The sequence below is a fragment of the Pseudomonas fulva genome (assembly GCF_023517795.1).
GTDB lineage: Bacteria > Pseudomonadota > Gammaproteobacteria > Pseudomonadales > Pseudomonadaceae > Aquipseudomonas > Aquipseudomonas fulva_D.
Genome location: NZ_CP082928.1, coordinates 2,932,598 through 2,958,563 on the forward strand (window position 1 = coordinate 2,932,598; position 25,966 = coordinate 2,958,563).

General features: G+C 66.5%; 21 protein-coding genes. 16 read left to right on the plus strand and 5 right to left on the minus strand.

The window, feature by feature from the left end; translation table 11 throughout:
• Nucleotides 1-28 precede the first annotated feature (28 nt).
• Genes K8U54_RS13305 through K8U54_RS13315 form a run of 3 tightly spaced genes read left to right on the plus strand, consistent with a single transcriptional unit; the run spans nucleotide 29 to nucleotide 2,480 of the window.
• Nucleotides 29-1,054, plus strand: a complete 1,026-nt coding sequence (locus K8U54_RS13305) for an aminoglycoside phosphotransferase family protein (protein ID WP_249906311.1) — start codon at nucleotides 29-31, stop codon at nucleotides 1,052-1,054.
• Complete coding sequence (gene murU / locus K8U54_RS13310) at nucleotides 1,051-1,722, plus strand: N-acetylmuramate alpha-1-phosphate uridylyltransferase MurU (protein ID WP_249906312.1); 672 nt, start codon at nucleotides 1,051-1,053, stop codon at nucleotides 1,720-1,722. The genes K8U54_RS13305 and murU overlap by 4 nt, the downstream gene beginning before the upstream one ends.
• On the plus strand, nucleotides 1,722-2,480 hold the full coding sequence (locus tag K8U54_RS13315; protein ID WP_249906313.1) for a DnaJ domain-containing protein: 759 nt from the start codon (nucleotides 1,722-1,724) through the stop codon (nucleotides 2,478-2,480). The genes murU and K8U54_RS13315 overlap by 1 nt, the downstream gene beginning before the upstream one ends.
• 12 nt (nucleotides 2,481-2,492) lie before the next feature.
• Here K8U54_RS13315 and K8U54_RS13320 read toward each other — a convergent pair whose 3' ends face one another.
• On the minus strand, nucleotides 2,493-3,467 hold the full coding sequence (locus K8U54_RS13320) for an alpha/beta hydrolase family protein (RefSeq protein WP_249906314.1): 975 nt from the start codon (nucleotides 3,465-3,467) through the stop codon (nucleotides 2,493-2,495).
• A 136-nt stretch (nucleotides 3,468-3,603) separates the two neighbouring features.
• Between K8U54_RS13320 and K8U54_RS13325 the strand changes: the two genes are divergently transcribed.
• From K8U54_RS13325 to trpE, 13 genes are all read left to right on the plus strand, one after another.
• Nucleotides 3,604-6,006 carry a PAS domain-containing sensor histidine kinase gene (locus K8U54_RS13325; RefSeq protein ID WP_249906315.1) on the plus strand — a complete coding sequence of 801 codons (2,403 nt, stop codon included), beginning with the start codon at nucleotides 3,604-3,606 and terminating at the stop codon, nucleotides 6,004-6,006.
• Nucleotides 6,007-6,018: 12 nt separating this feature from the next.
• The gene (locus tag K8U54_RS13330) at nucleotides 6,019-6,648 is read left to right on the plus strand and encodes a response regulator (protein ID WP_075932224.1); all 630 of its coding nucleotides are present in this window, start codon (nucleotides 6,019-6,021) and stop codon (nucleotides 6,646-6,648) included.
• A gap of 405 nt (nucleotides 6,649-7,053) precedes the next feature.
• The gene (locus tag K8U54_RS13335; protein WP_249906316.1) at nucleotides 7,054-8,163 is read left to right on the plus strand and encodes an ABC transporter ATP-binding protein; all 1,110 of its coding nucleotides are present in this window, start codon (nucleotides 7,054-7,056) and stop codon (nucleotides 8,161-8,163) included.
• 44 nt (nucleotides 8,164-8,207) lie between these two features.
• On the plus strand, nucleotides 8,208-9,242 hold the full coding sequence (locus K8U54_RS13340; RefSeq protein WP_249906317.1) for an ABC transporter substrate-binding protein: 1,035 nt from the start codon (nucleotides 8,208-8,210) through the stop codon (nucleotides 9,240-9,242).
• A 115-nt stretch (nucleotides 9,243-9,357) separates the two neighbouring features.
• Complete coding sequence (locus K8U54_RS13345; protein WP_249906318.1) at nucleotides 9,358-10,605, plus strand: ABC transporter permease; 1,248 nt, start codon at nucleotides 9,358-9,360, stop codon at nucleotides 10,603-10,605.
• Between the two features lie 17 nt (nucleotides 10,606-10,622).
• Entirely contained in the window at nucleotides 10,623-11,450 is an 828-nt protein-coding gene (locus K8U54_RS13350) for an ABC transporter permease (RefSeq protein ID WP_249906319.1), read from the plus strand.
• A 113-nt stretch (nucleotides 11,451-11,563) separates the two neighbouring features.
• Nucleotides 11,564-12,931: a sigma-54 interaction domain-containing protein gene (locus tag K8U54_RS13355; RefSeq protein WP_249906320.1), complete on the plus strand. Its 1,368-nt coding sequence runs from the start codon at nucleotides 11,564-11,566 to the stop codon at nucleotides 12,929-12,931.
• Between the two features lie 177 nt (nucleotides 12,932-13,108).
• Entirely contained in the window at nucleotides 13,109-14,257 is a 1,149-nt protein-coding gene (locus K8U54_RS13360; RefSeq protein WP_249906321.1) for an iron-containing alcohol dehydrogenase, read from the plus strand.
• A gap of 85 nt (nucleotides 14,258-14,342) precedes the next feature.
• On the plus strand, nucleotides 14,343-15,716 hold the full coding sequence (locus tag K8U54_RS13365; RefSeq protein WP_249906322.1) for a DUF3360 domain-containing protein: 1,374 nt from the start codon (nucleotides 14,343-14,345) through the stop codon (nucleotides 15,714-15,716).
• Between the two features lie 59 nt (nucleotides 15,717-15,775).
• The gene (gene gabD / locus K8U54_RS13370; RefSeq protein WP_249906323.1) at nucleotides 15,776-17,230 is read left to right on the plus strand and encodes an NADP-dependent succinate-semialdehyde dehydrogenase; all 1,455 of its coding nucleotides are present in this window, start codon (nucleotides 15,776-15,778) and stop codon (nucleotides 17,228-17,230) included.
• A gap of 234 nt (nucleotides 17,231-17,464) precedes the next feature.
• Nucleotides 17,465-18,139 (plus strand): ribulose-phosphate 3-epimerase, encoded by a 675-nt coding sequence (gene rpe / locus K8U54_RS13375; protein ID WP_070886142.1) that lies wholly within the window; start codon nucleotides 17,465-17,467, stop codon nucleotides 18,137-18,139.
• Entirely contained in the window at nucleotides 18,136-18,816 is a 681-nt protein-coding gene (locus K8U54_RS13380; protein ID WP_434059950.1) for a phosphoglycolate phosphatase, read from the plus strand. Before rpe ends, K8U54_RS13380 begins: the two co-directional genes overlap by 4 nt.
• Before the next feature lie 437 nt (nucleotides 18,817-19,253).
• Entirely contained in the window at nucleotides 19,254-20,732 is a 1,479-nt protein-coding gene (gene trpE, locus K8U54_RS13390; protein WP_249906324.1) for an anthranilate synthase component I, read from the plus strand.
• 297 nt (nucleotides 20,733-21,029) lie between these two features.
• Here trpE and K8U54_RS13395 read toward each other — a convergent pair whose 3' ends face one another.
• Genes K8U54_RS13395 through K8U54_RS13410 form a run of 4 tightly spaced genes read right to left on the minus strand, consistent with a single transcriptional unit; the run spans nucleotide 21,030 to nucleotide 25,956 of the window.
• The gene (locus tag K8U54_RS13395) at nucleotides 21,030-22,763 is read right to left on the minus strand and encodes an acetyl/propionyl/methylcrotonyl-CoA carboxylase subunit alpha (protein WP_249906325.1); all 1,734 of its coding nucleotides are present in this window, start codon (nucleotides 22,761-22,763) and stop codon (nucleotides 21,030-21,032) included.
• Nucleotides 22,760-24,373 (minus strand): 5-oxoprolinase/urea amidolyase family protein, encoded by a 1,614-nt coding sequence (locus tag K8U54_RS13400; RefSeq protein WP_249906326.1) that lies wholly within the window; start codon nucleotides 24,371-24,373, stop codon nucleotides 22,760-22,762. Before K8U54_RS13400 ends, K8U54_RS13395 begins: the two co-directional genes overlap by 4 nt.
• A gap of 9 nt (nucleotides 24,374-24,382) precedes the next feature.
• Entirely contained in the window at nucleotides 24,383-25,189 is an 807-nt protein-coding gene (locus K8U54_RS13405; RefSeq protein ID WP_249906327.1) for a putative hydro-lyase, read from the minus strand.
• On the minus strand, nucleotides 25,186-25,956 hold the full coding sequence (locus K8U54_RS13410; protein ID WP_249906328.1) for a LamB/YcsF family protein: 771 nt from the start codon (nucleotides 25,954-25,956) through the stop codon (nucleotides 25,186-25,188). The genes K8U54_RS13405 and K8U54_RS13410 overlap by 4 nt, the downstream gene beginning before the upstream one ends.
• Between the last annotated feature and the right edge of the window lie 10 nt (nucleotides 25,957-25,966).

A 25,966-nucleotide genomic window follows, 5' to 3' on the forward strand; every position in this document is an offset into this window, starting at 1 on the left:
ACGGCTAGCGCCGTCGGAGACCCTTGCAATGCCTGATCACGATGTACGTCTGCAACGCCTGCAGCAGTGGCTCGAGCCGCAGCTGCAGGCCCTGTTCGCTTCCAACGGCTGGGGGGCGGTGCCGGATGCCGTGCTGCAGCCGGCCAGCAGCGACGCCAGTTTTCGCCGCTATTTCCGCTGGGAGGCGGATGGGCGCAGCCTGATCCTGATGGATGCGCCACCGCCGCAGGAGAACTGCAGGCCCTTCGTCGAGGTGGCCAATCTGCTCGCCCGCGCCGGGCTTAACGTGCCGCAGATCCACGGGGCGGATCTCGAACAGGGCTTTCTGCTGCTCAGCGACCTGGGCCGCCAGACCTATCTGGAGGTGATCGACGGCGACAATGCCGGTCAGCTGTTCGCGCCCGCCATCGATGCCCTGCTGGCCTATCAGCAATTGCCGATGGATGCCGGCCTGCCGCACTACGACGAGGCCTTGCTGCGCCGCGAGCTGCAATTGTTTCCGGATTGGTACGTCGCCCGCGAGCTCGGCCTTACCCTGAATGGCGAGCAGCAGGCCGCCTGGCAGCGTATCTGCACGCTGCTGATCGACAGCGCCCTGGCACAGCCCAAGGTGCTGGTGCACCGCGACTACATGCCGCGCAACCTGATGCTCAGCGCACCCAACCCCGGCGTGCTGGATTTCCAGGATGCCGTCTACGGGCCGGTCACCTATGACATCACCAGCCTGTTCAAGGACGCCTTTCTCAGCTGGCCAGAGGCGCGTGTGCAGGGCTGGCTCGAAGACTACTGGCACAAGGCGCGCGCCGCCGGCATTGCGGTGCAGGATGAGCTGGCGGACTTCTTACGCGCCAGCGACCTGATGGGCGTGCAGCGCCACCTCAAGGTGATCGGTATCTTCGCGCGCATCTGCCACCGCGACGGCAAGCCGCGTTACCTGGCCGACGTGCCACGCTTCTTCGCTTATATAGAGGCGGTGCTCGAGCGGCGCCCGGAGCTGGCCGAACTCGGCGCGCTGATCGCGCAGCTCAAAGGCGCTGCGGAGGCCGCTCGATGAAGGCGATGATTCTTGCCGCCGGCAAGGGCGAGCGCCTGCGGCCGCTGACCCTGCACACGCCCAAACCCCTGGTGCGCGCCGCCGGCGTGCCATTGATCGAGTATCACGTACGGGCCTTGGCGCGCGCGGGTTTCAGCGAACTGGTGATCAATCATGCCTGGCTCGGCCAGCAGATCGAAGATTACCTGGGTGAGGGCGGACGCTACGGCGTGCGCATTCGTTACTCGGCCGAAGGCGAGCCACTGGAAACCGGCGGCGGTATCTTCAAGGCGCTGCCGCTGCTCGGCGATGAGCCGTTCGTGGTGGTCAACGGCGATATTTTCACCGACTACGATTTTTCGGCCCTGCGCAGGCCCTTTTCCGAAAAGGCTCACCTGGTGCTGGTGGACAATCCCGCCCATCACCCGACGGGGGACTTTGGCCTTGTCGAGGGGCGGGTAGCGGATGCCGCAGCGGATGCTGACAGCCTCACCTACAGCGGCATCGCCGTGCTCAACCCGGTGCTGTTCGCCAGCTGCCAGCCCGGCGCGTTCAAGCTCGCGCCCTTGCTGAGGCAGGCGATGGCAGGCCAGCAGGTGACGGGCGAGCGCTTCACCGGCCGCTGGGTGGATGTCGGCACCCACAAGCGCCTGGCCGAAGTGGAATCGCTGCTGCAGGGCGAGCGCTGATGTACTGGCCGCTGACCTTGGTGGGGGCGCTGGCCGGCTACGCCCTGGCAAGCATTCCCGGTCTGTTGCTCGGCGGCCTGCTCGGCCAGGTGCTGGATCGCCGCCTGGGCCTGCGCGGCTGGAAGGCCCTGGGCGAGCGACTGGTGGGCAGGTCCGCCGTGGGTGACGACGCCTTGCTGTTCGTCATGCTGGGGCGCCTGGCCAAGAGCGATGGCGTGGTGCAGCAGGCGCACATTCGTCAGGCCCGCGCCGAGATGCAGCGCCTGGCGCTGGGCGAGGCCGGCAGGGCGGCAGCCATCGAGGCCTTCGCGCGCGGCAAGACCGGCCAGGACAGCCTGCGCGGCCCATTGCAACGCCGCCGCAGCGAGGCCCAGGAGCTGTTGCGCGCCTGCTGGCGCATGGCCTGGGCCGATGGCAAGGTGGGCCAGGCAGAGCGCGAACTGATCCTGTTATGGGGCAAGTGGCTGGGCGTTTCCGCCGAGGCCCAGGAGGCACTGAGCGCCGGCTACTCGCCGCGTCGCGGCCCGCCGACCGCGGCCGCCGACGCCTATCAGCAGGCCCTGCGCCTGCTCGGCGTGACGGCAGACAGTGACGTACAGCAGATCAAGAAGGCCTATCGCCGCCTGCTCAGCCGCCACCACCCCGACAAGATGGCCGGCAGCGGTGCGGCGCCCGAGAAGGTGCGTGAGGCCACCGAAGCGACCCGCGAACTGCACAATGCCTACGCGCTGATTCGCCAGCGCCGCGGCTTCCGCTGAGCGGCCTGGCGCCTACCTGGCGCCGCCGGCGTGCTTGTCCAGCCAGCCGCGCAGACGACGGAACAGCTGTTCCTGGGCAACGTCGGGATTGCCCGGCAGGGCATCCAGGCTGACCTGCACCAGGGCAGGCTGTTTCTGCCGCTGACTCAGTTGTTTGCGTGCCAACGCCGCCTGCCGAGCACTGGCGCTGTCGCGGTAATAGAAATCGCCGACCTTGGCGGTGAGCTGCGCCAGCAGGTCATTGAACGGCGCGTCGAAACCCTCCGGCTGGCGGGTATCCACCAACACCAGATGGGTCACATTGGCGGGTTTGCGCTCGGCGATGTAACGCGCCGCCCAGTAGGCGCCGCTGCCATGGCCGAGCAGCACCACGACCTTGGCCTGCTGCTGGCCGGCAAAGGCGATGCCGGCATCGATACGCGCGAATACCCGTTCGACATGGGCCGCCCGTGCCGCCTCTGCGTCAGCCGACGGTGCTTCGCTTGGCGGGGCCGGGGTGGTCGGCTCTGGGGCCTTTTCTGCCGGGGCCTCGGCAGCTTTGCCGTCTCCGCTCGCAGGCGGCTCGGCGACCCGCACCGGCAGGTTGGCACCCTGGGGGTCCGGCAAGGTCAGGCTCAGGCTGTGCCAGCCGGCGTCTGGCAACCTGCGGCGCAGCGGGCCGACAGTGGGGGGCGCGTCGGCACTCTCTTCATCCCCGGGAATCAGGATCACCGCACCCATGGGGGCCGGGTCATTGGCCGGTCGCCAGAGCGCGAGAAATGTGGTGCCGGCGGCGTCGAGCTGCTGCTGCTCGGTGGCGGCCAGTTGGCGCTCTAGAGCCAATGCTTCGAGGTCGCTGCGCTCGGGCAGTGACGCCCGCTGTGCGGGCTTGGCCTCGGCTTTTTCGCCGTCTTTGACGGGTGGGCTCTGTTCGGCATGCACGGCCAGGGCACCGGCCAGCAGGGTCAGGCACAGGGCGTAGCGGGGCAGGTGGCGAAGGCGTGTCATGGCAGGGCCTGAAAGTATTCGATGCAGGGCAGCCTAATCACTTGTCGTGGATTTGTCAGATCCTGATGGTGCTTAATGCGGCCTGTGCCACCAGTGTCCAGCTTGGCGGCTTCCAATTCGTTTCTGGTGTTCGTGCATGATCCTGCGCTGGCTGTTTCTTCTGATCCTGAGCATCCCCGCCACGCTATGGGCGGATCAGCCGCCAGCGGCGCCGGCGGCCATCTTCGATGCCGCGCAGCAGCAATGGCTCGCCGCCAATCCATTGCTGCGTGCCGGCGTGGTGCTGCAGCCGCCCTACGCCCAGCTCGACCGCCGCCTGCACCGCCTGACCGGGGCCAACGTGGAGATCGTCAACACCCTGGCCGCGCAGATGGGCGTGCAGGTGCGCTGGCGCACCTTCCAGACGGCGGAGGAACTGGAACAGGCGCTGCGCAGCGATCAGCTCGATCTGGCCGCGGGCCTTAGCCAGACCCCGGCCGGGCTGAGACGCTGGGTGTTTTCCGATCCCTTTCTGCGTGTCTCGCACCTGCTGGTCGGCGAGCGTGACGGCGGTGGCGCGGTCGATCTGGAACAGCTCGACGGCCGCTCACCGGTTGCCCTGAAGGGCTCCGATGCGGTGCTCGACTACCTGCGCAGCAGCTACCCGAAGCTCAAGCTGGACATCACCAATTCCCCGCGCCAGGCGCTGCAGCGCGTCGTCAATCAGCAGGCCAGCTATGCGGTGCTCGATGAGGCGCAGCTGGGGCGCCTGTCCCGGGAACCGGAGTTTCTCGGCCTGGCCATCGTCGGTGATATCGGCTTCCCGCAGTTGCTGCGGGTGGCCACACGGCGCGACCTGCCGGAGTTGTCGGCGATCATCGACGTCGCGTTGCGCAACCTGTCGGCCCGCGAGCTCGATGACCTGCACAACCGCTGGCTGCCGCCGAGCTACCTGCAACAGGAAAGTTCGGCGAGCTTCTGGCGTGCCATCAGCCTGCTGCTCGGTCTGTTGCTGGTGTTCGCGCTGGCGCTGGCGCTGTGGCTGCGCCACCAGCGCGACACCCTGGAGTTTCGCCTGCTCGCCGCGCGCCACGAGGTGGAGCTGCGGGAGATCGCCCGCGACGCCTTGCGCCTGTCGCAGTTCTCCATCGATAACAGCACGGTGGGCATCCTCTGGGTCAACTGGGACAGCCACGTGCGCTACGCCAACCACGCCGCCGAAGCCATGCTCGGTTACCGCAGCGGCGCGCTGGTGGATCGGCCGCTGCGCGATTTCGAACCGGACATGAGCATGGACCGCTGGCTCAACCTGTGGCGCCTGGCGCGCAAGGGTGACGAACGGCCGCCGCGCTTCGAGTCCGAATGCCTGCGCGCCGACGGCAGCCGCCTGCCGGTGGATGTGTCGTTGAGCTTTCTGCAATACCGCGATACCGAATACCTGGTGGTGTTCATCACTGACGTGACCGAGCGCCGCCGTGCCCTGGCCGCCCTGCAGGAAAGCGAGTCGCGCCTGCAGGGTATCGCCGCCAACGTGCCGGGCGTGGTGTTTCGCCTGGAGCGCGTGCGGCCCGGCGATCCGGCGCTGTTCGCCTTTATCGGCGAGGGCAGCGAAAGCCTGGTCGGCTATCGGGCCTCCACCCTGCTGGCGCCCGACCATGGCCTGCGCAGCCTGGTCCATCCGGACGACAAGGCCGACTACCACCGCACCCAGGACCAGGCCTTCGACAGCGACAGCGACTGGCATTGGCAGGGCCGCATGCTCACCCAGGCCGGCGAATCGCGCTGGGTGGACATCAAGGCCATGGCCCGGCGCCTGGCCGACGGCCGGGTGATCTGGGACGGCGTGGTCTGGGACATCAGCGACAACAAGCGCAACGAGCTGGCACTGGCCGAATCCCAGGCGCGCCTGCGCGACCTGTCCGCCCACCTGGAAAGCGTGCGCGAAGAGGAAAAGGCGCGGATCGCCCGCGAGGTGCACGACGAGCTCGGTCAGGTGCTCACCGTGCTCAAGCTGGAAACCTCGATGTGCGAACTGGGCTTCGCCGACCTCGACCCCGGCCTGCGCGAGCGCCTGGACAACATGAAGAAGCTGATCGCCAACCTGTTCCAGCTGGTGCGCGACGTGGCCACCGCCCTGCGTCCGCCGATCCTGGATGCCGGCATCGCCTCGGCCATCGAATGGCAGGCCCGACGCTTCGAGGCGCGCACGCAGATTCCCTGCCTGGTCGAGGTGCCCGAGTACGTGCCGCCGCTGAGCGACGCCAAGGCCACCGGGCTGTTCCGCATCCTTCAGGAATCGCTGACCAACGTCATGCGCCATGCCCAGGCGCATACCGTAACGGTGCGCCTGGAACTGCTGGGCGACAGCCTGCGCCTGTCGATCAGCGATGATGGCCGCGGCTTCGACCCGGCTGCCATCCGTGCCGACTCCTTCGGCCTGGTGGGCATGCGCGAGCGGGTGCTGATGCTCGGCGGACAATTGAGCCTCGACAGCCGGCCCGGCGAAGGTACCCTGTTGCGCGTGCGGGTGCCGCTGAGCGAGTGCACATCCGATGACTAGGAGGTTGAGCCCGTGATCCGAGTACTGGTGGCCGAAGACCACACCATCGTCCGCGAGGGCATCAAGCAACTGATCGGCATGGCCCGTGACCTGCAGGTGGTCGGCGAAGCGAGCAACGGCGAGCAGTTGCTGGAAACCCTGCGGCATACACCATGCGAGGTGGTGCTGCTGGATATCTCCATGCCCGGCGTCAACGGCCTGGAGGCGATTCCGCGGATTCGTGCGTTGAGCCAGGCACCGGCGATTCTGGTCCTGTCGATGCACGACGAGGCGCAGATGGCCGCCCGCGCCCTGAAGATCGGCGCCGCCGGCTACGCCACCAAGGACAGCGACCCGGCGTTGCTGCTCACCGCGATCCGCAAGGTCGCCGGCGGCGGGCGCTACATTGATCCCGAACTGGCCGACCGCATGGTCTTCGAGGTCGGCCTGACCGACTCCCGGCCGCCCCATGCGCTGCTGTCGGAGCGCGAGTTCTCGGTGTTCGAGCGCCTGGTGCAGGGCGAGGGCGTCAACGAGATCGCCGCCCACCTGGCGCTCAGCAGCAAGACCATCAGCACCCACAAGGCACGCCTGATGCAGAAGCTCAACCTGCATTCGGTGGCCGACCTGGTGCGTTACGCGGTCGAGCACAAGCTGGTCTGAGAACCTGTTCAAAGTCTGCTGCGCGTCGGCACTGCGGCGTTAAAAAACAGGCTGGATTGCCAGCCCAGTCGGACTGCTCATTTACAGCTCGTAAAGTCGATCGCGACTCCGACCGGCCCTCGCCTGTTTTTGTGGGGCCGCCTAGGCCTTGCATTGCTCTAGCTCGCGAGCCTTTGAACAGGCTCTGAACACGCCACTTATCCATCTGCGACAGCCTGCGCCGCGCGGCGCTGCATGGCGTCGTGCTCGTCAGGCTGACGCTTATCCAATCGCGACATCTGTGTAGGGATCGCCCTACAAGCATCTTTCCGCCTGCCTTATAGCAAAGTGTCATTACGCCCGATTTCCAGGCTCCAACGTCGGTTCTAGTCTTGGCTCACGGTAGAACAACAGGCAGGTGCGGTGATGGGCGACACTTCTTCGAGCGACATCCTGGTCAGCTTTCGTGGCGTGCAAAAGAGCTACGACGGCGAGAACCTGATCGTCAAAGATCTCAACCTGGATATTCGCAAGGGCGAGTTCCTGACCCTGCTCGGGCCGTCCGGCTCCGGCAAGACCACCAGCCTGATGATGCTGGCCGGTTTCGAGACGCCCACCGCCGGTGAGATCACCCTGGCCGGCAAGCGCCTGAACAACGTGCCGCCGCACAAGCGCGACATCGGCATGGTGTTCCAGAACTACGCGTTGTTCCCCCACATGACGGTAGCCGAGAACCTGGCCTTTCCGCTCAGCGTGCGCGGCATGAGCAAGGCCGACGTCGGCGAGAAGGTCAAGCGCTCGCTGTCGATGGTGCAGTTGGACGCCTTCGCCGGCCGCTACCCGGCCCAGCTCTCCGGGGGCCAGCAGCAGCGCGTGGCCCTGGCTCGGGCACTGGTGTTCGAGCCGCAGCTGGTGCTGATGGACGAGCCGCTCGGTGCGCTCGACAAGCAGCTGCGCGAGCACATGCAGATGGAGATCAAGCACATCCACCAGCGCCTTGGGGTGACCGTGGTCTACGTGACCCACGACCAGAGCGAAGCGCTGACCATGTCCGATCGCGTCGCCGTGTTCCACCAGGGCGAGATCCAGCAGATCGCCCCGCCGCGCGAACTCTACGAGTCGCCGCGCAACACCTTCGTGGCCCAGTTCATCGGTGAGAACAACCGCTTCGCCGGTGAGCTGGTCGAGCGCACGGGCGACACCTGCACCGTGCAGCTGGCGCGTGGCGAAAAGGTCCAGGCCCTGGCCGTCAACGTCGGCCAGCCGGGCGATGCGGTGAGCCTGTCGATTCGCCCGGAGCGCATCCGCCTGAATGCCGCGGCCGAGGGCTGCGACAACCGCTTCTCCGGCCGTGTATCGGAGTTCATCTACCTGGGCGACCACGTGCGCGTGCGCCTGGAGGTCTGTGGCAAGACCGATTTCTTCGTCAAGCAACCGATCGCCGAGCTCGACCCTGCGCTCGCGGTCGGTGATGTGATCCCGCTCGGCTGGCAGGTCGAGCACGTTCGCGCCCTCGATCCGCTGTCGGCGGAATGATCGGCGTTTTGCGCTTTACCACAGCACTTGGAGCCAACATAAAAATGTCGAAGCTATTCTCCCTTTCCGCGCTGACACTGGGCCTGGTTTGCGCTGCACAGGTTCAGGCTGCAGATCTCACCGTCATCAACTTCGGTGGCGCCAACAAGGATGCCCAGGTCAAGGCCTACTACCAGCCGTGGGAAGCGGCGGGTAACGGCAAGATCATCGCCGGCGAATACAACGGTGAAATGGCCAAGGTCAAGGCCATGGTCGACACCAACAGCGTGTCCTGGGACCTGGTCGAGGTCGAGTCCCCCGAGCTGGCCCGTGGTTGCGACGAAGACCTGTTCGAAGAGATCGACTACGCCGTAGTCGGTGACAAGAGTGCCCTGGTACCGGGCGCTGCCTCCATGTGCGGCGTCGGCTTCTTCGTCTGGTCGACCGTGATGGCCTACAACGCCGACAAGCTGAGCACCGCGCCGACGGGCTGGGCGGATTTCTGGGACGTGAAGAAATTCCCCGGCAAGCGCGGCCTGCGCAAGGGCGCCAAGTACACCCTCGAGTTCGCCCTGATGGCCGACGGCGTTGCGCCGAAAGACGTCTACAAGGTGCTGGCGAGCAAGGACGGCCAGGAGCGCGCGTTCAAGAAGCTCGACGAGCTCAAGCCGTACATCCAGTGGTGGGAAGCCGGCGCCCAGCCGCCGCAGTACCTCGCTTCCGGTGACGTGGTCATGAGCTCGGCCTACAACGGCCGCATCGCCGCCACCCAGAAGGAGGGCAGCAGCCTGAAAGTGGTGTGGGACGGTGGCATCTACGACTTCGACGCCTGGGCCATCCCCAAGGGCGCTAAGAACAAGGATGAGGCCATGAAGTTCATCGCCTTCACCCTGCAGCCGGAAACCCAGAAGACCTATTCGGAAAACATCGCTTACGGCCCGGTGAACCCGAAAGCCGTCGATCTGCTCGATGCCAAGGTCGCCGCCGACCTGCCCACCGCACCGCAGAACATCGCCAACCAGGTGGCCATGGACGTGACCTTCTGGGCCGACTTCGGCGAAGTGCTGGAGCAGCGCTTCAACGCTTGGGCTGCCAAGTAACGGCCCGGCGTAATGCGGTGAACGCCACCAGCGCTCACCTGTTGCAAGGAGCGTCCGCGTGCGGGCGCTCCGGCTTTACCCCCGAATTCTTATCCGCTTCACCGGAGTTATCCCCATGGCCCTAGCAGTGCCCCATGCCGAGGTCGCCGGCCCCACGCTCAAGCAGCGCCTGGCGCGCGCCGAGCGGATGAATCGCCTGAAATCCCAGGCCCTTATCCTGCCGCTGGTGCTGTTTCTCGTGTTCACCTTTCTGGTGCCGATCGTGGCGCTGCTCAACCGCAGCGTGGATAACCCGGACGTGGTCGGCTCGCTGCCGCGCACCGTCGAGGCCATCGACGGCTGGGACGGCCGCGGCCTGCCCGAAGAGCCCGTCTACAAGGCGTTGGCCCTGGACCTGGCCGAGGCCCGCGAACAGCAGAAGCTCGGCGACCTGTCCAAGCGCCTGAACATGGAGCTGGCCGGCTACCGCAGCCTGCTGGCCAAGACCGGCCGCGCGCTGCCGTTCGAGGCCGAGCCTGCTTCCTACAAGGAGGCGCTGGAGTCCTTCGACGAGCGTTGGGGCGACCCCGCCTACTGGCAGGTGATCCGCCGCAACAGCAGTTCCTGGACCTCCTATTACCTGCTCGCCGCCCTGGACCATCGCGTCGACGACGCCGGTGCGGTGGTCAAGACCACCCCGGACCAGGCCATCTACCTGGACATCTTCGCCCGCACCTTCTGGATGGGCGCGGTGATCACCGCCATCTGCCTGGCGCTGGCCTATCCGCTGGCGTATCTGCTGGCCAACCTGCCGACCCGCCAGGGCAATCTGCTGATGATCATGGTGCTGCTGCCGTTCTGGACCTCGATCCTGGTGCGCGTGGCGGCCTGGATCGTACTGCTGCAGTCGGGCGGGCTGATCAACTCGGCGCTGATCAAGATCGGCATCATCGACCAGCCGCTGGAACTGGTGTTCAACCGCACCGGCGTGTACATCTCCATGGTGCACATCATGCTGCCGTTCATGATCCTGCCGATCTACAGCGTCATGAAGGGCATCTCGCCGACCTACATGCGCGCCGCGATCTCCCTGGGCTGCCACCCGTTCGCCAGCTTCTGGCGGGTGTATTTCCCGCAGACCCTGGCCGGCGTCGGCGCCGGTTGCCTGCTGGTGTTCATCCTGTCCATCGGCTACTACATCACGCCCGCGCTGCTCGGCAGCCCGAGCGACCAGATGGTCAGCTACTTCGTCGCCTTCTACACCAACACCACCATCAACTGGGGCATGGCCACCGCGCTGGGCGGCTTGCTGCTGGTCGCCACGCTGCTGCTCTACGTGGTGTACAGCTGGTTGGTGGGTGCGGGTCGGTTGCGTCTGGGTTAACGAGCGGAGATTAGAAAATGCTGAGTCCTTATATGTCTCCCGTCGAGCGCGCCTGGTACTACGGTTTGCGCCTGCTCTGCGGCCTGGTGCTGTTGTTCCTGGTGCTGCCGATCCTGGTGATCGTGCCGCTGTCGTTCAACTCCGGCACCTTTCTGATCTACCCGATGCAAGGGTTCTCGATGCGCTGGTACGAGGACTTCTTCGGCTCGGCCGGCTGGATGCGTGCGTTGAAGAACAGCATGATCATCGCCCCGGCGGCGACCGTGCTGGCCATGATCCTCGGCACCCTGGCCGCCATCGGCCTGACCCGCTCGGAGTTTCGCGGCAAGGCGCTGGTGATGAGCCTGCTGATCTCGCCGATGGTGGTGCCGGTGGTGATCGTCGGCGTCGCCAGCTACCTGTTCTTCGCGCCCCTGGGCCTGGCCAACGGCTACCTGTCGCTGATCGTGGTGCATGCGGTGCTGGGTGTGCCCTTCGTGATCATCACCGTGTCGGCGACCCTGCAGGGCTTCAACTACAACCTGGTACGCGCCGCGGCCAGCCTCGGCGCCTCGCCGATCACCGCGTTCCGCCGGGTGACCCTGCCGCTGATCGCGCCGGGCGTGATCTCCGGCGCGCTGTTCGCCTTCGCTACCTCGTTCGATGAAGTGGTGGTCACGCTGTTCCTCGCCGGCCCCGAGCAGGTCACCCTGCCGCGGCAGATGTTCAGCGGCATCCGCGAGAACCTCAGCCCGACCATCGCCGCCGCGGCGACCCTGCTGATCGGCTTCTCGATCCTGCTGCTGCTGATCCTGGAATGGCTGCGCGGGCGCAGCGAGAAGATGCGCACCCAGGTCAACGAATGACCTCTTCCGCGGCGTAGCCGTAACCGCCGCAGCCCCTCGGGTTGCGGCGGTTTTTTATGCCCGATCATCCAGCGAGTACACTGCCAGGTCTTCTGCCCGTACCTGGAAAGCCCATGGATTTCAACGATCCCAGTTTTCGCGAGTTGCTCGATGCGCTGCACGACGGCGTCTACATCACCGACGCCGATGGCATCACCCTCAAGGTCAACGGCGCCTATGAGCGGCTGACCGGCCTGCGCAGCGAGGATGTGGTCGGCCAGCACATGCAGGCGCTGGTGGAGCAGGGGGTGATCTCCCAGTCGGTGTCGCTGCGGGTGCTCAAGGAGGGCAAGGCGCTGTCGCTGATGCAGAGCGTCAGCCAGGGCAAGCGCCTGCTGGTCAGCGGTACGCCGATTCTCGATGCGGCCGGCCATGTGCGCTACGTGGTCAGCACGGTGCGCGACATGACAGAACTGCTGCGCATCAAGCACGAACGCGATGAACTGCAGCAGCTCAAGCAGTTGCGCAACAGTACCGCGAAGCTGCACGCCGGCCAGCGTGACGATTTGCTCGACGCCTCGCCGGTGGCCAACCACCCGGCCTCGGGGCGCCTGTTCGGCCAGGCCCGGCAGGTGGCCGCCAGCGACGTGAAAGTGCTGCTGCAGGGCGAAACCGGCGTCGGCAAGACATTGATCGCCCAGTACATCCACAAGCGCAGCCCGCGCGCGGCCCAGCCGTTCCTGGCGCTCAACTGCGGCGCGCTGCCGGAGAACCTGATCGAGGCCGAGCTGTTCGGCTACGTGGCGGGCGCCTTTACCGGCGCCGGCAGCAAGGGCAAGCGCGGCCTGCTGGAGCTGGCCCATCACGGCACGGTGTTTCTCGACGAGATCGGCGACCTGCCGCTGGCCCTGCAGGTCAAGCTGCTCAAGGTGATCGAGGAGAGCCGCTTCATTCCCGTGGGCGGCCTGGAGCTCAAGGAAGTGGACGTGCGCATCATCACCGCCACCCACCACGACCTGCGCCAGATGGTCGCCGACGGGCGCTTTCGTGCCGACCTCTACTATCGCCTCAACGTGGTGCCGATCCATATCCCGGCGCTACGCGAGCGGCCGGAGGAAATCCAGCCGCTGCTCGACTTCTACCTGGCCGAGTTCAACGCGCGCTACGGCCGTGAGCTGACCTGGGGGCTGGAAGCGCTGGATGCGCTCACCGACTACGCCTGGCCCGGCAACATTCGCGAGCTGATCAATCTGGTCGAACGCTTGGTGGTCACCTGCACCGGCGAGGCCGTGGAGCTGTTCGACCTGCCCGAGGAGATGCGTCTGTCGACGGCGGATGCGGGCAATGAAAGCCTGCCGCTGCGCAAGCAGGTCGAGCAGCTCGAGCGGCGGCTGATCCGCAAGGCCCTGGTGCAGCACAAGACCACCCGCGAGGCGGCCAAGGCGCTCGGTCTCAGCCAGGCGACGCTGGTGCAGAAGATGAAGCGCTGGGAACAAGGCTGATTGGAAAATGGATCAAATGGCAGGCCCTTGATCCATTTGCTGATCGGAAACCAGCGCCGCTGACCTGTGACAGATCGACGCAACCCGTCTACCACGAGGGTTTCGCCCGGCTGGCACAGGAATCGCTATGACAGGCCCGAACCCGTCCCGCAAGACAACGCATAAAAGGGCCTGATGATGACTACCTCCGCCTTCAAGATCGCCAACAAGCTGCTCACCGGCCAGGGCGCCGTCGAGCAACTGGCACACGAGCTGCCCCGCCTGAAGATCAACAATCCGTTGATCGTCAGCGACGCCATCCTGATCAAGTCCGGCACCGTGGATCACGTGCTCAAGCAACTCGGCGAGCGCGCCTACGGCATCTTCGATGGCGTGGAGCCGGAGCCGGAGATCGCCATCGTCGAGGCCTGCGCCAAGGTGTATCGCGACGGCGGTCACGATGGCCTGATCGGTGTCGGTGGCGGCAGCGCCATCGACATCGCCAAGGCAGTTGCCGGCTACGTCGGTCATGACGGCGCGCTGGAAGCGCTGTTCGGCGTCGACCAGATCAAGCGCAAGGGCCCGCCGCTGATCGCGATCCCGACCACCGCCGGCACCGGCTCGGAAGTGACCAACGTGTCGATCCTGTCGGACAAGCAGGCGCAGTTGAAAAAAGGCATCGTCAGCGATTACCTGCTGCCCGACGTCGCCCTGGTCAGCCCGGTGATGACCCTGACCTGCCCGCGCAGCGTGACCGCCGCCAGCGGCGTCGATGCCCTGGTGCACGCGGTGGAATCGTACCTGTCGGTGAATGCCTCGCCGATCACCGATGCCCTGGCCATCGGTGCCATCAGGCTGATCGCCAAGGCGCTGCCCAAGGCCTATGCCAACCCGGCCGACCTCAAGGCGCGGGAAGACATGGCCACCGCCAGCCTGATGGCCGGCATGGCCTTCGGCAACGCCGGGGTCGGCGCCGTGCACGCCCTGGCCTACCCGCTGGGCGGGCGCTTCAACATCGCCCATGGGGTCAGCAACGCCTTGCTGCTGCCCTACGTGATGGCCTGGAACAAGCTGGCCTGCGTCGAGCGCATGGCCGAGATCGCCGCCGCCCTGGGCGTGCAGACCCATGGCCTGAGCGACAAGGCCGCCGCCGACCTGGCCGTCGAGGCCATGGCCGAGCTGTGCGCCAGCGTCGACATCCCCAAGGGCATGCGCAGCTTCAACGTGCCCGAGGACGCCATCCCGGCGATGGCCGAGGAGGCCAGCAAGATCGACCGCCTGATGCGCAATAACCCGCGGCGCCTGACCGCCGGCGACATCGAGCAGATCTACCGCGCCGCCTACTGAATCACCTGCTGCACCTGATGAAAGCGCCCCGGTTCCGCCGGGGCGTGCTGGTTTACGAACGATACTAATAACACTGGTAATCCATATGTCCGAACTGCATCAACAAGGCCCGGAAGCGCCTTACACGCCCCTTGGGCCTTTCAAGCTGCGCCTGCCTTTCATCCACTACCGCTTCGAACTCTCCGACTACATGCAGGGCCTGCTCATGTGCGCGGTGGACCTGGCGGCGATCCCGCTGATGACCGAGTTTCTCGGCATGCCCTTCGAGGTGGCGCTGGCGGTGGTCATGCTCAACGGCCTGCTGTACCTGGTGCACCATCTGCTCGGCGACCCCGTGGTGCCGGGCTGGATCACCCCGGCCATCCCCATGCTCATGGCCTATTGCAGCCAGTTCCCGGAGGGCCCGGAGCGGGTGCATGCGCTAATCGCCTTCCAGCTGATGCTGGGGATATTTTCCATCGGCCTGGGCATGACCGGCATGGCGCGCAAGGTGGTGTCGCTGGTGCCCTCGGCGCTCAAGGCCGGGATCATCATGGGCGCCGGCCTAAGTGCGGTGGTCACCGTGTTCAAGGAAGGCGGTCGCTTCGACGCCTTTCCGTGGACCATTTCCATCGCCATCGGCGTGGCCTTCTACCTGGTGTTCTCCCTGCATTTCCAGGAACTGAAGAAGCGCAGCCGCTTCTGGTGGAATTTCGCCAAGCTGGGCATTTTCCCGATCATCCTCCTGGCAGTGATCGTCGCGCCGATCTTTGGTGAAGCGCCGTGGCCGAGCATCGAGTGGGGCATCAGCAAGCCGGACTTCGTCACCCTGTGGCAGGAATACACCGTGTTCGGTCTCGGCATGCCGCCGTTGATGATGTTCCTCACTGCCCTGCCCACGGTGTTGGCCGCCTACCTGGTGGTGTTCGGCGACGTGCTCAGCAACAAGGCGATCCTCGAGGAAGGCGGCAAGGTGCGCACTGACGAGAAGATCGATTTCAACCCCAACCGCTCGCACCTGATCTTCGGCGGGCGCAATGCCTTCATGAGCGTGTTCGGCCCGGACGTGGCCATGTGCGGCCCGCAGTGGGCGGCCATGCAGGTGGTGATCACCGAGCGCTTCAAGGGCGGCCCCAAGGCGATGAAGTCCATCTATGGCGGCGTCGGTTCGTTCCGCTGGGGCACCAACACCGGCCTGCTGCTGTTGCCGGTGGTCACCCTGGTGCAGCCGATCCTCGGCGTGGCGCTGGCGCTGACCCTGCTGATCCAGGGCTACGTCAGCGTGCGCCTGGGCATCATGGAGGCGCGCAGCCAGCGTGATCTGGGTATCGCCGGGGTGATCGGCGCGGTACTGGCGATCAAGGGCGCCGCCTGGGCATTCGCCATCGGCCTGGGCCTGTGCGTGCTGATCTACGGCACGCGCTTCTTCCGCGGCGAGAACGACCAGACCTTCAGCAAGGACCTGCCGCCGGCAGAGTGACCGCTTTCAACCTCATCAGTACCGCCGGGGCGCCAACGCCCCGGCTGGAGGAGTGACCTATGCAACTCAACGATCCCGATCTGCTGCGTCACCAGGCCTATATCGACGGCCAGTGGTGCGATGCACCCGATGGCAGCACCACGGAAATCTTCAACCCGGCCAATGGAGAGTCTCTGGGCCGGGTGCCCAACCTGGGCGCCGAGGAAACTCGCCGCGCCATCGAGGCCGCCCAGGCGGCGCAGCCGGCCTGGCGCGCGCTGACCGCCAGGGAGCGCGCCGCGCGCCTGCGCACCTGGTACGAGCTGATGCTCGCCAACCAGGACGACCTGGCGCAGATCATGACCGCCGAGCAGGGCAAGCCCCTGGCCGAAGCGCGGGGCGAAGTGCTCTACGCTGCCTCGTTCATCGAATGGTTCGCCGAGGAAGCCAAGCGCGTCTACGGCGACACCATCCCGGGCCATCAGGCCGACAAGCGGCTGATCGTCACCAAGGAGCCGATCGGCGTGGCCGCGGCGATCACGCCGTGGAATTTTCCGGCGGCGATGATCACCCGCAAGGCCGGCCCGGCCCTTGCCGCCGGCTGCGCCATGGTGCTCAAGCCGGCGCCGCAGACGCCGTTCAGTGCATTGGCGCTGGCCGTGCTGGCCGAGCGCGCCGGCATTCCGGCCGGCCTGTTCAGCGTGCTGCCGGCCGATGCCGAGCGCTCCCGCGAAGTGGGCGGCGAGCTGTGCGCCAACCCCATCGTGCGCAAGCTCTCGTTCACCGGCTCCACCGGTGTCGGCATCAAGCTGATGGAGCAGTGCGCGCCGACCCTCAAGAAGCTGTCCCTGGAACTGGGCGGCAACGCGCCGTTCATCGTCTTCGAGGATGCCGACCTGGATGCGGCGGTCGAGGGCGCCATGGTCGCCAAGTACCGCAACGCCGGGCAGACCTGCGTATGCGCCAACCGCCTCTACGTGCAGGACGGCGTGTACGACGCCTTCGCCGAGAAGCTCGCGGCGGCGGTGGCAAAACTCAAGGTCGGCGCGGGGACCGAGGCCGGCGTGACCACCGGCCCGCTGATCGACGCCAATGCCGTGGCCAAGGTGCAGAGCCATCTGGCCGACGCGCTGGAGAAGGGCGCCAGGGTGCTGCAGGGCGGTCAGGCGCTGGGCGGCAACTTCTTCGCCCCCACCGTATTGGCCGACGTGACGCCGCAGATGCGCGTGGCTCGCGAGGAGACCTTCGGCCCACTGGCACCGCTGTTCCGCTTCCGCGACGAAGCCGAAGTGGTGCGTCAGGCCAACGACACCGATTTCGGCCTGGCCGGCTACTTCTACACCCGCGACCTGGCCCGCGCCTTCCGTGTCGGCGAGGCGCTGGAGTACGGTATGGTCGGCATCAACACCGGGCTGATCTCCAATGAGGTGGCGCCGTTCGGCGGCATCAAGGCTTCCGGCCTGGGCCGCGAAGGCTCCAAGTACGGGCTGGACGAGTACCTGGAGATCAAATACCTCTGCCTCGGCGGTATCTGACGCACAGGTACGGGCTGTGGGAGGGCTTTGCCGCGATTGGCTGGGCGTACGCCAGTCGCTCGCCGCTAGAGCGGCTCCCACGGAGCGCAGGGTATAGCAGGGTGGCCCGGGTCGAGCGCAGGCTACGACTTTCCGGCTGAGGCATTTGCCCGCGCCGCCGTCAGGCGGCGCTGCCATCCGGCGCATCTGCCGCTACAATGCGCGCCACCGTGACCCAGCACTCAGAGGTGCGCCATGCAACCCTTCGCCATCGCCCCGTCGATCCTTTCCGCCGACTTCGCCCGCCTGGGTGAGGAAGTGGACAACGTACTCGCCGCCGGGGCGGACATCGTCCACTTCGATGTCATGGACAACCATTACGTGCCCAACCTGACCATCGGCCCGATGGTCTGCTCGGCGCTGCGCAAGTACGGCATCACCGCGCCCATCGACGCGCACCTGATGGTCAAGCCGGTGGATCGCATCATCGGCGACTTCATCGAAGCCGGCGCCTCCTACATCACCTTCCACCCGGAGGCCAGTGAGCACGTCGATCGCTCCCTGCAGTTGATCAAGGCCGGCGGTGCCAAGGCCGGCCTGGTGTTCAACCCGGCCACCCCGCTGGACGTGCTCAAGTACGTGATGGATAAGGTCGACATGATCCTGTTGATGAGCGTCAACCCCGGCTTCGGCGGGCAGAAGTTCATCCCCGGCACCCTCGACAAGCTGCGTGAAGCCCGCGCGCTGATCGACGCCAGCGGTCGCGAGATCCGCCTGGAAATAGACGGCGGCGTGAACGTGCAGAACATCCGCGAGATCGCCGAAGCGGGCGCCGATACCTTCGTCGCCGGCTCGGCGATCTTCAACCAGCCGGACTACAAAGCGGTGATCGACGCCATGCGCGCCGAACTGGCCCAGGTGCGTGGATGAAACCGCTGCGCGCGCTGTGCGGCGGTGAGCTGCCGCGTCTGGTGATGTTCGACCTGGACGGCACCCTGGTCGATTCGGTGCCGGACCTGGCCACCGCCGTCGACCGCATGCTGGTCGAGCTGGGCCGCGAGCCTGCCGGTGTCGAGCGCGTGCGCCAATGGGTCGGTAACGGCGCTCGCGTTCTGGTGCGCCGCGCCCTGGCCGGTGGCCTGGATCATTCGGCGGTGGGCGAGGCTGAAACCGACGAGGCGCTGGCGCGCTTTCTCGAACTCTATGCCGACTGCCACGAGTTGATCACCCTGTACCCGGGCGTGCACGAACTGCTCGAAGCCCTCAGCACCGCCGCCGTCGAACTGGCGGTGGTGACCAACAAGCCGGAGCGTTTCGTCGCGCCGCTGCTGGAGCAGGTCGGCCTTGGTGGTTATTTCCGCTGGATAATCGGCGGCGATACCCTGCCGCAGCAGAAGCCCGATCCGGCCGCCCTGCTGCAGGTGATGCGCCTGGCAGGCGTCAGCCAGGAACAGTCGCTGTTCGTCGGTGATTCGCGCAGCGACGTGCTGGCGGCCCGTGCGGCCGGCGTGCCCTGCGTGGCGGTGAGCTACGGCTACAACCATGGCCGCCCGGTGGCCGAGGAACAGCCGCAACTGGTGGTCGATAGCCTCGCCGAGCTGCTGTAGAGCGGATGGCGATTTATCGAATCACCGAGGCGTAAGGCGTCGTTCACCACGGCGGGCTAGAGACTCTTCTATTGTGGGAGGACCGGGGTGCCGGTCGCCAGGAGCGAGGCGAATAGTGCGCCAAGCCATGCCGATCCTGACGCTGGCAACGGCGAGCTGCTTCGCGAGGACGCCCGCTTTGGCGACGGCGCTGTAGGGCCGAAGAAGGTACCTACAACCGAAGCGCTGACGGCAATCGGTTGCTTGCGTCGAGCGGCTGCGCTACCTTGGTCGCTCGTTGTTTCCCCCTCTTCGAGATGCTCCCGTGGCGGTCACCTGCAAACTCTGGATGAAAGTCGTCAAGGCCCTGGCCCGTTGGCGCTGGCGCGCCTGACATTCTCTGCCGCCATGCGCGGCCCGTTTGCACCCGACCGATTTCTCACGCCACGAGGCTGATCATGATCCACGAAGAATTCCTGCGTTTGGCCGCCGAAGGCTACAACCGCATTCCGCTCGCCTGCGAAACCATCGCCGACTTCGACACCCCGCTGTCGATCTACCTGAAGCTCGCCGACGCGCCCAACTCCTACCTGCTCGAATCGGTGCAGGGCGGCGAGAAATGGGGCCGTTATTCGATCATCGGCCTGCCGGCGCGCACCGTGCTGCGCGTGCACGGCCACCAGGTGGTGATCACCACCGATGGGGTGGAAGTCGAGCGTCATGACTGTGCCGACCCGCTGGCCTTCGTCGAGGATTTCAAGGCCCGTTATCGGGTGCCGACCATCGCCGGCCTGCCGCGCTTCAATGGCGGCCTGGTCGGCTACTTCGCCTACGACAGCGTGCGTTACGTCGAGCCCAAACTGGCCGATGGAGTGAACCCCGACGCGCTGGGCACGCCGGATATCCTGCTCAACGTATCCGATGCGGTGGTGGTGTTCGACAACCTGGCCGGCAAGATGCACGCCATCGTGCTGGCCGACCCGGCCGAAGCCGATGCGTTCGCCCGTGGTCAGCAGCAGTTGCAGGACATCCTGCACAAGCTGCGTCAGCCGTTCACGCCGCGCCTGGGCGTGGATCTGAACAAGCCGGCGGGCGAAGAGCCGGCGTTCCGCTCCAGCTTCAGCCGCGAGGATTACGAGCGCTCGGTGGATGCCATCAAGGATTACATCCTGGCCGGCGACTGCATGCAGGTGGTGATTTCCCAGCGCATGTCGATCCCCTTCAAGGCCGCGCCCATCGACCTGTACCGTGCGCTGCGCTGTATCAACCCGACGCCGTACATGTACTTCTTCAACTTCGGCGATTTCCACGTGGTCGGCTCGTCGCCCGAAGTGCTGGTGCGCGTCGAGGACAACCTGGTCACCGTGCGGCCCATCGCCGGCACCCGCCCGCGTGGTGCCACCGAGGAGCAGGACCTGGCGCTGGAGGAAGACCTGCTGGCCGATGCCAAGGAAGTCGCCGAGCACCTGATGCTGATCGACCTGGGCCGCAACGACACCGGCCGCGTCTCGGAAATCGGCTCGGTGAAGCTGACCGAGAAGATGGTCATCGAGCGCTATTCCAATGTCATGCACATCGTTTCCAACGTCACCGGCGAGCTGAAACAGGGCCTGACCTCGATGGACGCCCTGCGCGCCATCCTGCCGGCCGGCACCCTGTCCGGTGCGCCGAAGATCCGTGCCATGGAAATCATCGACGAACTGGAGCCGGTCAAGCGTGGCGTCTACGGCGGTGCGGTCGGCTACTACGCCTGGAACGGCAATATGGACACCGCCATTGCGATTCGTACCGCAGTGATCAAGGACGGCGAGCTGCACGTACAGGCCGGCGCCGGCATCGTCGCCGACTCGGTGCCTGCATTGGAATGGGAAGAAACCCTCAACAAACGCCGGGCCATGTTCAAGGCCGTGGCCTTGGCGGAGCAGGGCTCGCTCTGATCCGAGCGAATAACAAGAAGGGCAGCCTAGGCTGCCCTTCTTGCTTTCGACTATCGCTGCGCCTAAACCCAAACCGTAGGGTGGACGGCGCTTTATCCGTCCACCATCAGTTCGGCATGGTGGATGAAAAGAGCGTCGGCTACGCGCCCCGATCCACCCTACGGCTGCCCTTTCTTTTCAGCACCAAACGCGAGTTGTCTCCATCCTGTGGGAGCGCGCCATGCGCGCGACATCACGGGCATGGCCCGTTCCCACGGGTATAGCCTGGATGGGGCGCAGCGATACCCGGGGCTTATCTCAGCCTTCCAGCTTGGCCAGCGCCGCCCCGGCGTCCAGATAGGCCCCGGCCTGCTCGCGGATGCGCAAGGTTCCGTCCGCTGGCGCGCTGACCTGGGTTTCCATCTTCATGGCCTCCATCACCGCAATCACCTCACCGGCTTTGACCTGGGCGCAGTCCTCGACCAGCCAGGCGTGCAGGTTGCCGGAGATCGGTGCGCTGACCAGGCCTTCTTCGGTAGCAGGCGCTGCGGCTTGAGGCGTGGGCTGAGTGTTACCGCCCAATGGCGCCAGGCCTTGTAGCAGCGCGCCCGGCAGGGCCAGTTCATGGCGCTTGCCGTCGATCTCGAAAAAGGTGCGCAGCACCGCATCGCCGGGCGCCGGCAGGGTGCGCGGCGCCAGGGTGATCTGCTCGGCGAAGTCGGTCTCGATCCAGCGGGTGTGCACGGCAAAGCGCTCAGGACCGGTGAAATCGTCGTGATCCATCACCGCCCGGTGGAAGGGCAGCACCGAGGCGATGCCGTCGATCTGGAACTCGGCCAGGGCGCGGCGCGCACGGGCGATCGCCTGTTCGCGAGTGGCGCCGGTGACGATCAGCTTGGCCATCATCGAGTCGAATGTGCCGGGCACCGTCGAGCCGCTTTCCACACCGCTGTCCAGGCGTACGCCCGGGCCGCTTGGGGCGCGGAATTCGCTGATCTTGCCAGGAGTGGGCAGAAAGCCCTTGCCGGCATCCTCGGCGTTGATGCGGAACTCGAAGCTGTGACCGCGCGGCATGGGTGTTTCGCTAAAGGACAGCGGCAGACCATCAGCAACACGCAACTGCTCGATCACCAGATCGACGCCGGCGGTTTCCTCGGTCACCGGGTGCTCGACCTGCAGGCGGGTGTTCACTTCCAGGAACGACAGGGTGCCATCGGCGCTGAGCAGGTATTCAACGGTGCCGGCACCGACGTAACCGGCCTTGGCGCAGATGGCTTGGGCAGATTGGTGGATGCGCTGGCGCTGCTCATCGGTGATGAACGGTGCCGGTGCCTCTTCCACCAGCTTCTGGTTGCGGCGCTGCAGGGAGCAGTCGCGGGTGCCGACCACCACCACGTTGCCATGGCTATCGGCGATCACCTGGGCTTCGATATGCCGTGGGCGGTCGAGGAACTGCTCGACGAAGCACTCGCCGCGGCCAAAGGCGGCCTCGGCTTCACGCACCGCCGAGGCGTACAGCTCGGCCACTTCGTCCATGCGCCAGGCGACCTTCATGCCGCGCCCGCCACCGCCGAAGGCGGCCTTGATGGCGATCGGCAGGCCATGCTGCTCGGCGAACGCCTGTACTTCCGCAGCTGTTTGCACCGGGCCTGGTGTACCCGCCACCAAAGGCGCGCCGACCTGTTGGGCGAGCTTGCGGGCTTCGACCTTGTCGCCAAGCACGTCGATGGTGTCCGGGTTCGGGCCGATCCAGATCAGCCCGGCGCCTTGCACGGCGCGGGCGAAGTCGGCGCGCTCGGAGAGAAAGCCGTAGCCGGGGTGCACGGCATCGGCGCCGGCGCGCTTGGCGATGGCCAGCAGTTTGTCGATGTTCAGGTAGGTGTCGGCCGGGCGCTCGCCATCGAGCCCATAGGCTTCGTCGGCGTGGCGCACATGCGGGGCGTCGATGTCGGCATTGGCATACACGGTTACGGAGCCCACACCGTAATCACGGCAGGCGCGGGCGATGCGCACGGCGATTTCACCACGGTTGGCGATCAATACTTTTTTCATGGGATCTCTTTCGCGTCGGCAGTAGAAAGGAGGGCGCTGGCCTGCAGTTCGGCGAACGGCTCAATGGGGTTGAAGCGAATCTGCGCGTTGATCGGGATCTGCCCGGCCAGGTCCAGATGATGGTTGGCCACCGCGGCGATCACCGGGTAGCCGCCGGTCAGCGGGTGGTCGGCGAGAAACAGCACCGGCTGGCCGCTGGCGGGCACCTGGATGGCGCCCAGGGATGTGCCTTCGCTGGGCAGCTCGTCATGGTTGCAGCGCTCCAGCGGCACCTCGCCTTCCAGGCGAATGCCGACCCGGTTGGATTGCGGGGTGACGCGCCACAGCTGGCTGCTCAGCCGCTGGATGGCGGCCTCGGTAAACCAGTCGCTGCGTGGACCCATCACCACATCCAGGGTGATTACATCCTTGGCGGTGGGCAGTTCAAAGGCAGGCGCCTCTTGCAGCGACACGCTGGCGTTACCGCTGATGGTGTCGAAGCCCAGACGGTCGCCAGCCTTCAGCGGTGGTGGGCCGACCTGAGCCAGGCTGTCGTAGGCCAGGCTGCCGAGCACCGGCGCCACCTGAAAGCCGCCACGAATCGCCAGGTAGCTGCGCAGCCCGGCCTGGGGCGCGCCGAGGCTGACGCGGTCGCCGTCATCCAGTTCGATGGGCTGGTAATTGCCCGGCTGCCATTGCAGGCCGCTGGCGGTGGTCACGGTGATTGGCGTCTGTGCGCCGGTGATGGAGATGAGGGTGCGGCCATGGCAGACGAAGCTCAGGCCGCCGAGCACCACTTCCAGGCAGGCGGTTGCCGAGTCGTTGCCCACCGCGCGGTTGGCGGCGCGCAGGGCGCCGCGATCCAGTGCGCCGGACATCGACACGCCCTGGTCGGTATGGCCGGCGCGGCCGAGGTCCTGCAGCACCGTTTGCAGACCGGGGCTGAGAATTTCCAGGTAGGCACCTGCCGGCAGCTCACTGGCCGTCGCTTGCTCATGGGCAGGCAGGCCACCGGCCGGCAGTGGGCCGGCATCCTGGAAACGCACCTTGTAGCCGGGGCGCAGCAGGGCTGGCTCGTCACGGCCCAGGTCCCACATCTGCAGCGGTGTGACGCCGATGATCTGCCAGCCACCGGGACTGGCCTTGGGGTAGATGCCGCTGAAGTTGCCGGCCAGGGCCACGGCGCCGGCCGGGATACGCGTGCGCGGGGTCTGCCGGCGCGGCACCTGGAAGTCGGCGCCGCCGGTCAGGTAGCCGAAGCCGGGGGCGAAGCCGCAGAAGGCCACTTCGTAGTCGGCGCCGGTGTGGCGGCGCACCACTTCCTCGCGGCTGATGCCGAGCAGCCCGGCGACCTCGTCGAGGTCCTCGCCGTCGTAGTGCACGGGGATTTCCACGCGGCGGCTTTCCCGGGCGCTGCGCCGGCTCAGGTCGCGGTGGGCGAGATTATCGATCAACACCTGGCGGTCGATGGCGCTGGGCCGGTACTGGATCAGCAGGGTACGGGCCGCCGGGACGATTTCCTCGACGCCGGCGATGGGCCGGGCCTGCAGTGCGTCGAACAGTGCCAGGGTTTCGTCGAGGTCCTGTAGTTCGACAAGCAACGTATCGAGGTTGGCGGGGAGAAAACGCAAGACCACCTCCTAGACGTGATAGGTGCTGTCAGGCACGTCGGTGATAAACATATGGCCCGGCGAATGGGTGATCGCGAAGGGCACGCCGGAGGCCATGACCGCCGCCTGGGGCGTCACGCCGCAGGCCCAGAACACCGGCACTTCGCCGGGCTCGATGCGCACCGCATCGCCGAAATCCGGCGCCTGCAGGTCTTCGATGCCCAGGCGTTGCGGCTCGCCGATATGCACCGGGGCGCCGTGCACCGAGGGGTAGCGCCCGGAAATGCCGGCCGCCTCGGCGACGCGATCCGCCGGGATCGGGCGCATCGACACCACCATCTCGCCATGCAGGCGGCCCGCCGGGCGGCAGGCGCAGTTGGTGCGGTACATCGGTACGTTGCAGCCGTCGGCAATGTGCCGCACCTCGATGCCGGCCTCCTGCAGGCCGGTCTCGAAGGTGAAGCTGCAGCCGATCAGGAAGGTCACCATGTCGGCGTGTTCCGCCCAGGCGGCGGTGGCGTCGCTGACTTCCTCGGCCAGCTTGCCATCACGCCAGATGCGGTAAAGCGGCAAGTCGGTGCGCAGGTCGGCGCCTTCGGCCAGTACCGTGTACGGGCTGCCGGCGTCACTCACGTCGAGCACCGGGCAGGCTTTGGGGTTGCGCTGGGCGTAGAGCAGAAAGTCATAGGCCCAGTCGCGGGGCAGGGCGATCAGGTTGGCCTGGGTCATGCCCGGCGCGATACCGGCCGTAGGCGCGACACGGCCGTTGCGATACTCGGCGCGGGCCTGGCGGGCGGCGGCAATGGCGGCCTGTTGGGCGCGTTGGATGGCGTTCATCGGGCGGCTCCGGCGAAGGATTGCAGGGATACGCCGGACTGCTCCAGCAACTGGCGCACCTCGCGGGCCATCTGGATGGCGCCGGGGCTGTCGCCGTGCACGCAGATGGAATCGGCTTCGATGCGGGTGACGCTGCCGTCGATGGCTTCGACCTCGCCGGTCCGAACCAGGCGCAGCATGCGTTGGGCCACCTGTTCGGCGTCGTGCAGTACGGCACCTGCCTCGCGGCGCGACACCAGGGTGCCTTGCGGTGTGTAGGCGCGGTCGGCGAAGGCTTCGGCGATGCAGGTCAGGCCTTCGCGGCGGGCCAGCTCGATGAGCGGCGAACCAGCCAGGGCGACCAGCACCAGGCGTGCATCCACGGCGCGAATCGCCGTGATCACCGCCAGGGCCTGGCGCGTGTCGTGGGCGATGGTGTTGTACAGCGCACCATGGGGCTTAACGTAGCGCACCGCGGTGCCGGCGGCAGTGGCCAGGGCTTGCAGTGCGCCGATCTGGTAGATCACGTCGGCGGTCAGCTCATCGCTGGCCACGTCCATGTTGCGGCGGCCGAAGCCGACCAGATCCGGGTAGGCGACGTGGGCGCCGATGGTCACGCCCTTGGCCGCAGCGGCCTTGAGGGTACGCAGGATGCCGGCCGGGTCACCGGCGTGAAAGCCACAGGCGACGTTGGCACTGCTGACGATGTCGAGCATCGCGGCATCGTCACCCATGGACCACTGGCCGAAGCTTTCGCCCAGGTCGCTGTTGAGGTCGATGGTTGGCATGTCGGGTCTC

What these genes read in the sequence shown, in the direction of transcription:
- K8U54_RS13355 (WP_249906320.1), top strand. Translation starts at nt 11,564, where the DNA reads ATGGATTTCAACGATCCCAGTTTTCGCGAGTTGCTCGATGCGCTGCAC.
- K8U54_RS13350 (WP_249906319.1), top strand. Translation starts at nt 10,623, where the DNA reads ATGCTGAGTCCTTATATGTCTCCCGTCGAGCGCGCCTGGTACTACGGT.
- K8U54_RS13380 (WP_434059950.1), top strand. Translation starts at nt 18,136, where the DNA reads ATGAAACCGCTGCGCGCGCTGTGCGGCGGTGAGCTGCCGCGTCTGGTG.
- K8U54_RS13340 (WP_249906317.1), top strand. Translation starts at nt 8,208, where the DNA reads ATGTCGAAGCTATTCTCCCTTTCCGCGCTGACACTGGGCCTGGTTTGC.
- K8U54_RS13315 (WP_249906313.1), top strand. Translation starts at nt 1,722, where the DNA reads ATGTACTGGCCGCTGACCTTGGTGGGGGCGCTGGCCGGCTACGCCCTG.
- K8U54_RS13325 (WP_249906315.1), top strand. Translation starts at nt 3,604, where the DNA reads ATGATCCTGCGCTGGCTGTTTCTTCTGATCCTGAGCATCCCCGCCACG.
- gabD (WP_249906323.1), top strand. Translation starts at nt 15,776, where the DNA reads ATGCAACTCAACGATCCCGATCTGCTGCGTCACCAGGCCTATATCGAC.
- K8U54_RS13365 (WP_249906322.1), top strand. Translation starts at nt 14,343, where the DNA reads ATGTCCGAACTGCATCAACAAGGCCCGGAAGCGCCTTACACGCCCCTT.
- trpE (WP_249906324.1), top strand. Translation starts at nt 19,254, where the DNA reads ATGATCCACGAAGAATTCCTGCGTTTGGCCGCCGAAGGCTACAACCGC.
- K8U54_RS13360 (WP_249906321.1), top strand. Translation starts at nt 13,109, where the DNA reads ATGACTACCTCCGCCTTCAAGATCGCCAACAAGCTGCTCACCGGCCAG.
- K8U54_RS13320 (WP_249906314.1), bottom strand. Translation starts at nt 3,467, where the DNA reads ATGACACGCCTTCGCCACCTGCCCCGCTACGCCCTGTGCCTGACCCTG.
- rpe (WP_070886142.1), top strand. Translation starts at nt 17,465, where the DNA reads ATGCAACCCTTCGCCATCGCCCCGTCGATCCTTTCCGCCGACTTCGCC.
- K8U54_RS13395 (WP_249906325.1), bottom strand. Translation starts at nt 22,763, where the DNA reads ATGAAAAAAGTATTGATCGCCAACCGTGGTGAAATCGCCGTGCGCATC.
- K8U54_RS13305 (WP_249906311.1), top strand. Translation starts at nt 29, where the DNA reads ATGCCTGATCACGATGTACGTCTGCAACGCCTGCAGCAGTGGCTCGAG.
- murU (WP_249906312.1), top strand. Translation starts at nt 1,051, where the DNA reads ATGAAGGCGATGATTCTTGCCGCCGGCAAGGGCGAGCGCCTGCGGCCG.
- K8U54_RS13345 (WP_249906318.1), top strand. Translation starts at nt 9,358, where the DNA reads ATGGCCCTAGCAGTGCCCCATGCCGAGGTCGCCGGCCCCACGCTCAAG.
- K8U54_RS13405 (WP_249906327.1), bottom strand. Translation starts at nt 25,189, where the DNA reads ATGAACGCCATCCAACGCGCCCAACAGGCCGCCATTGCCGCCGCCCGC.
- K8U54_RS13335 (WP_249906316.1), top strand. Translation starts at nt 7,054, where the DNA reads ATGGGCGACACTTCTTCGAGCGACATCCTGGTCAGCTTTCGTGGCGTG.
- K8U54_RS13410 (WP_249906328.1), bottom strand. Translation starts at nt 25,956, where the DNA reads ATGCCAACCATCGACCTCAACAGCGACCTGGGCGAAAGCTTCGGCCAG.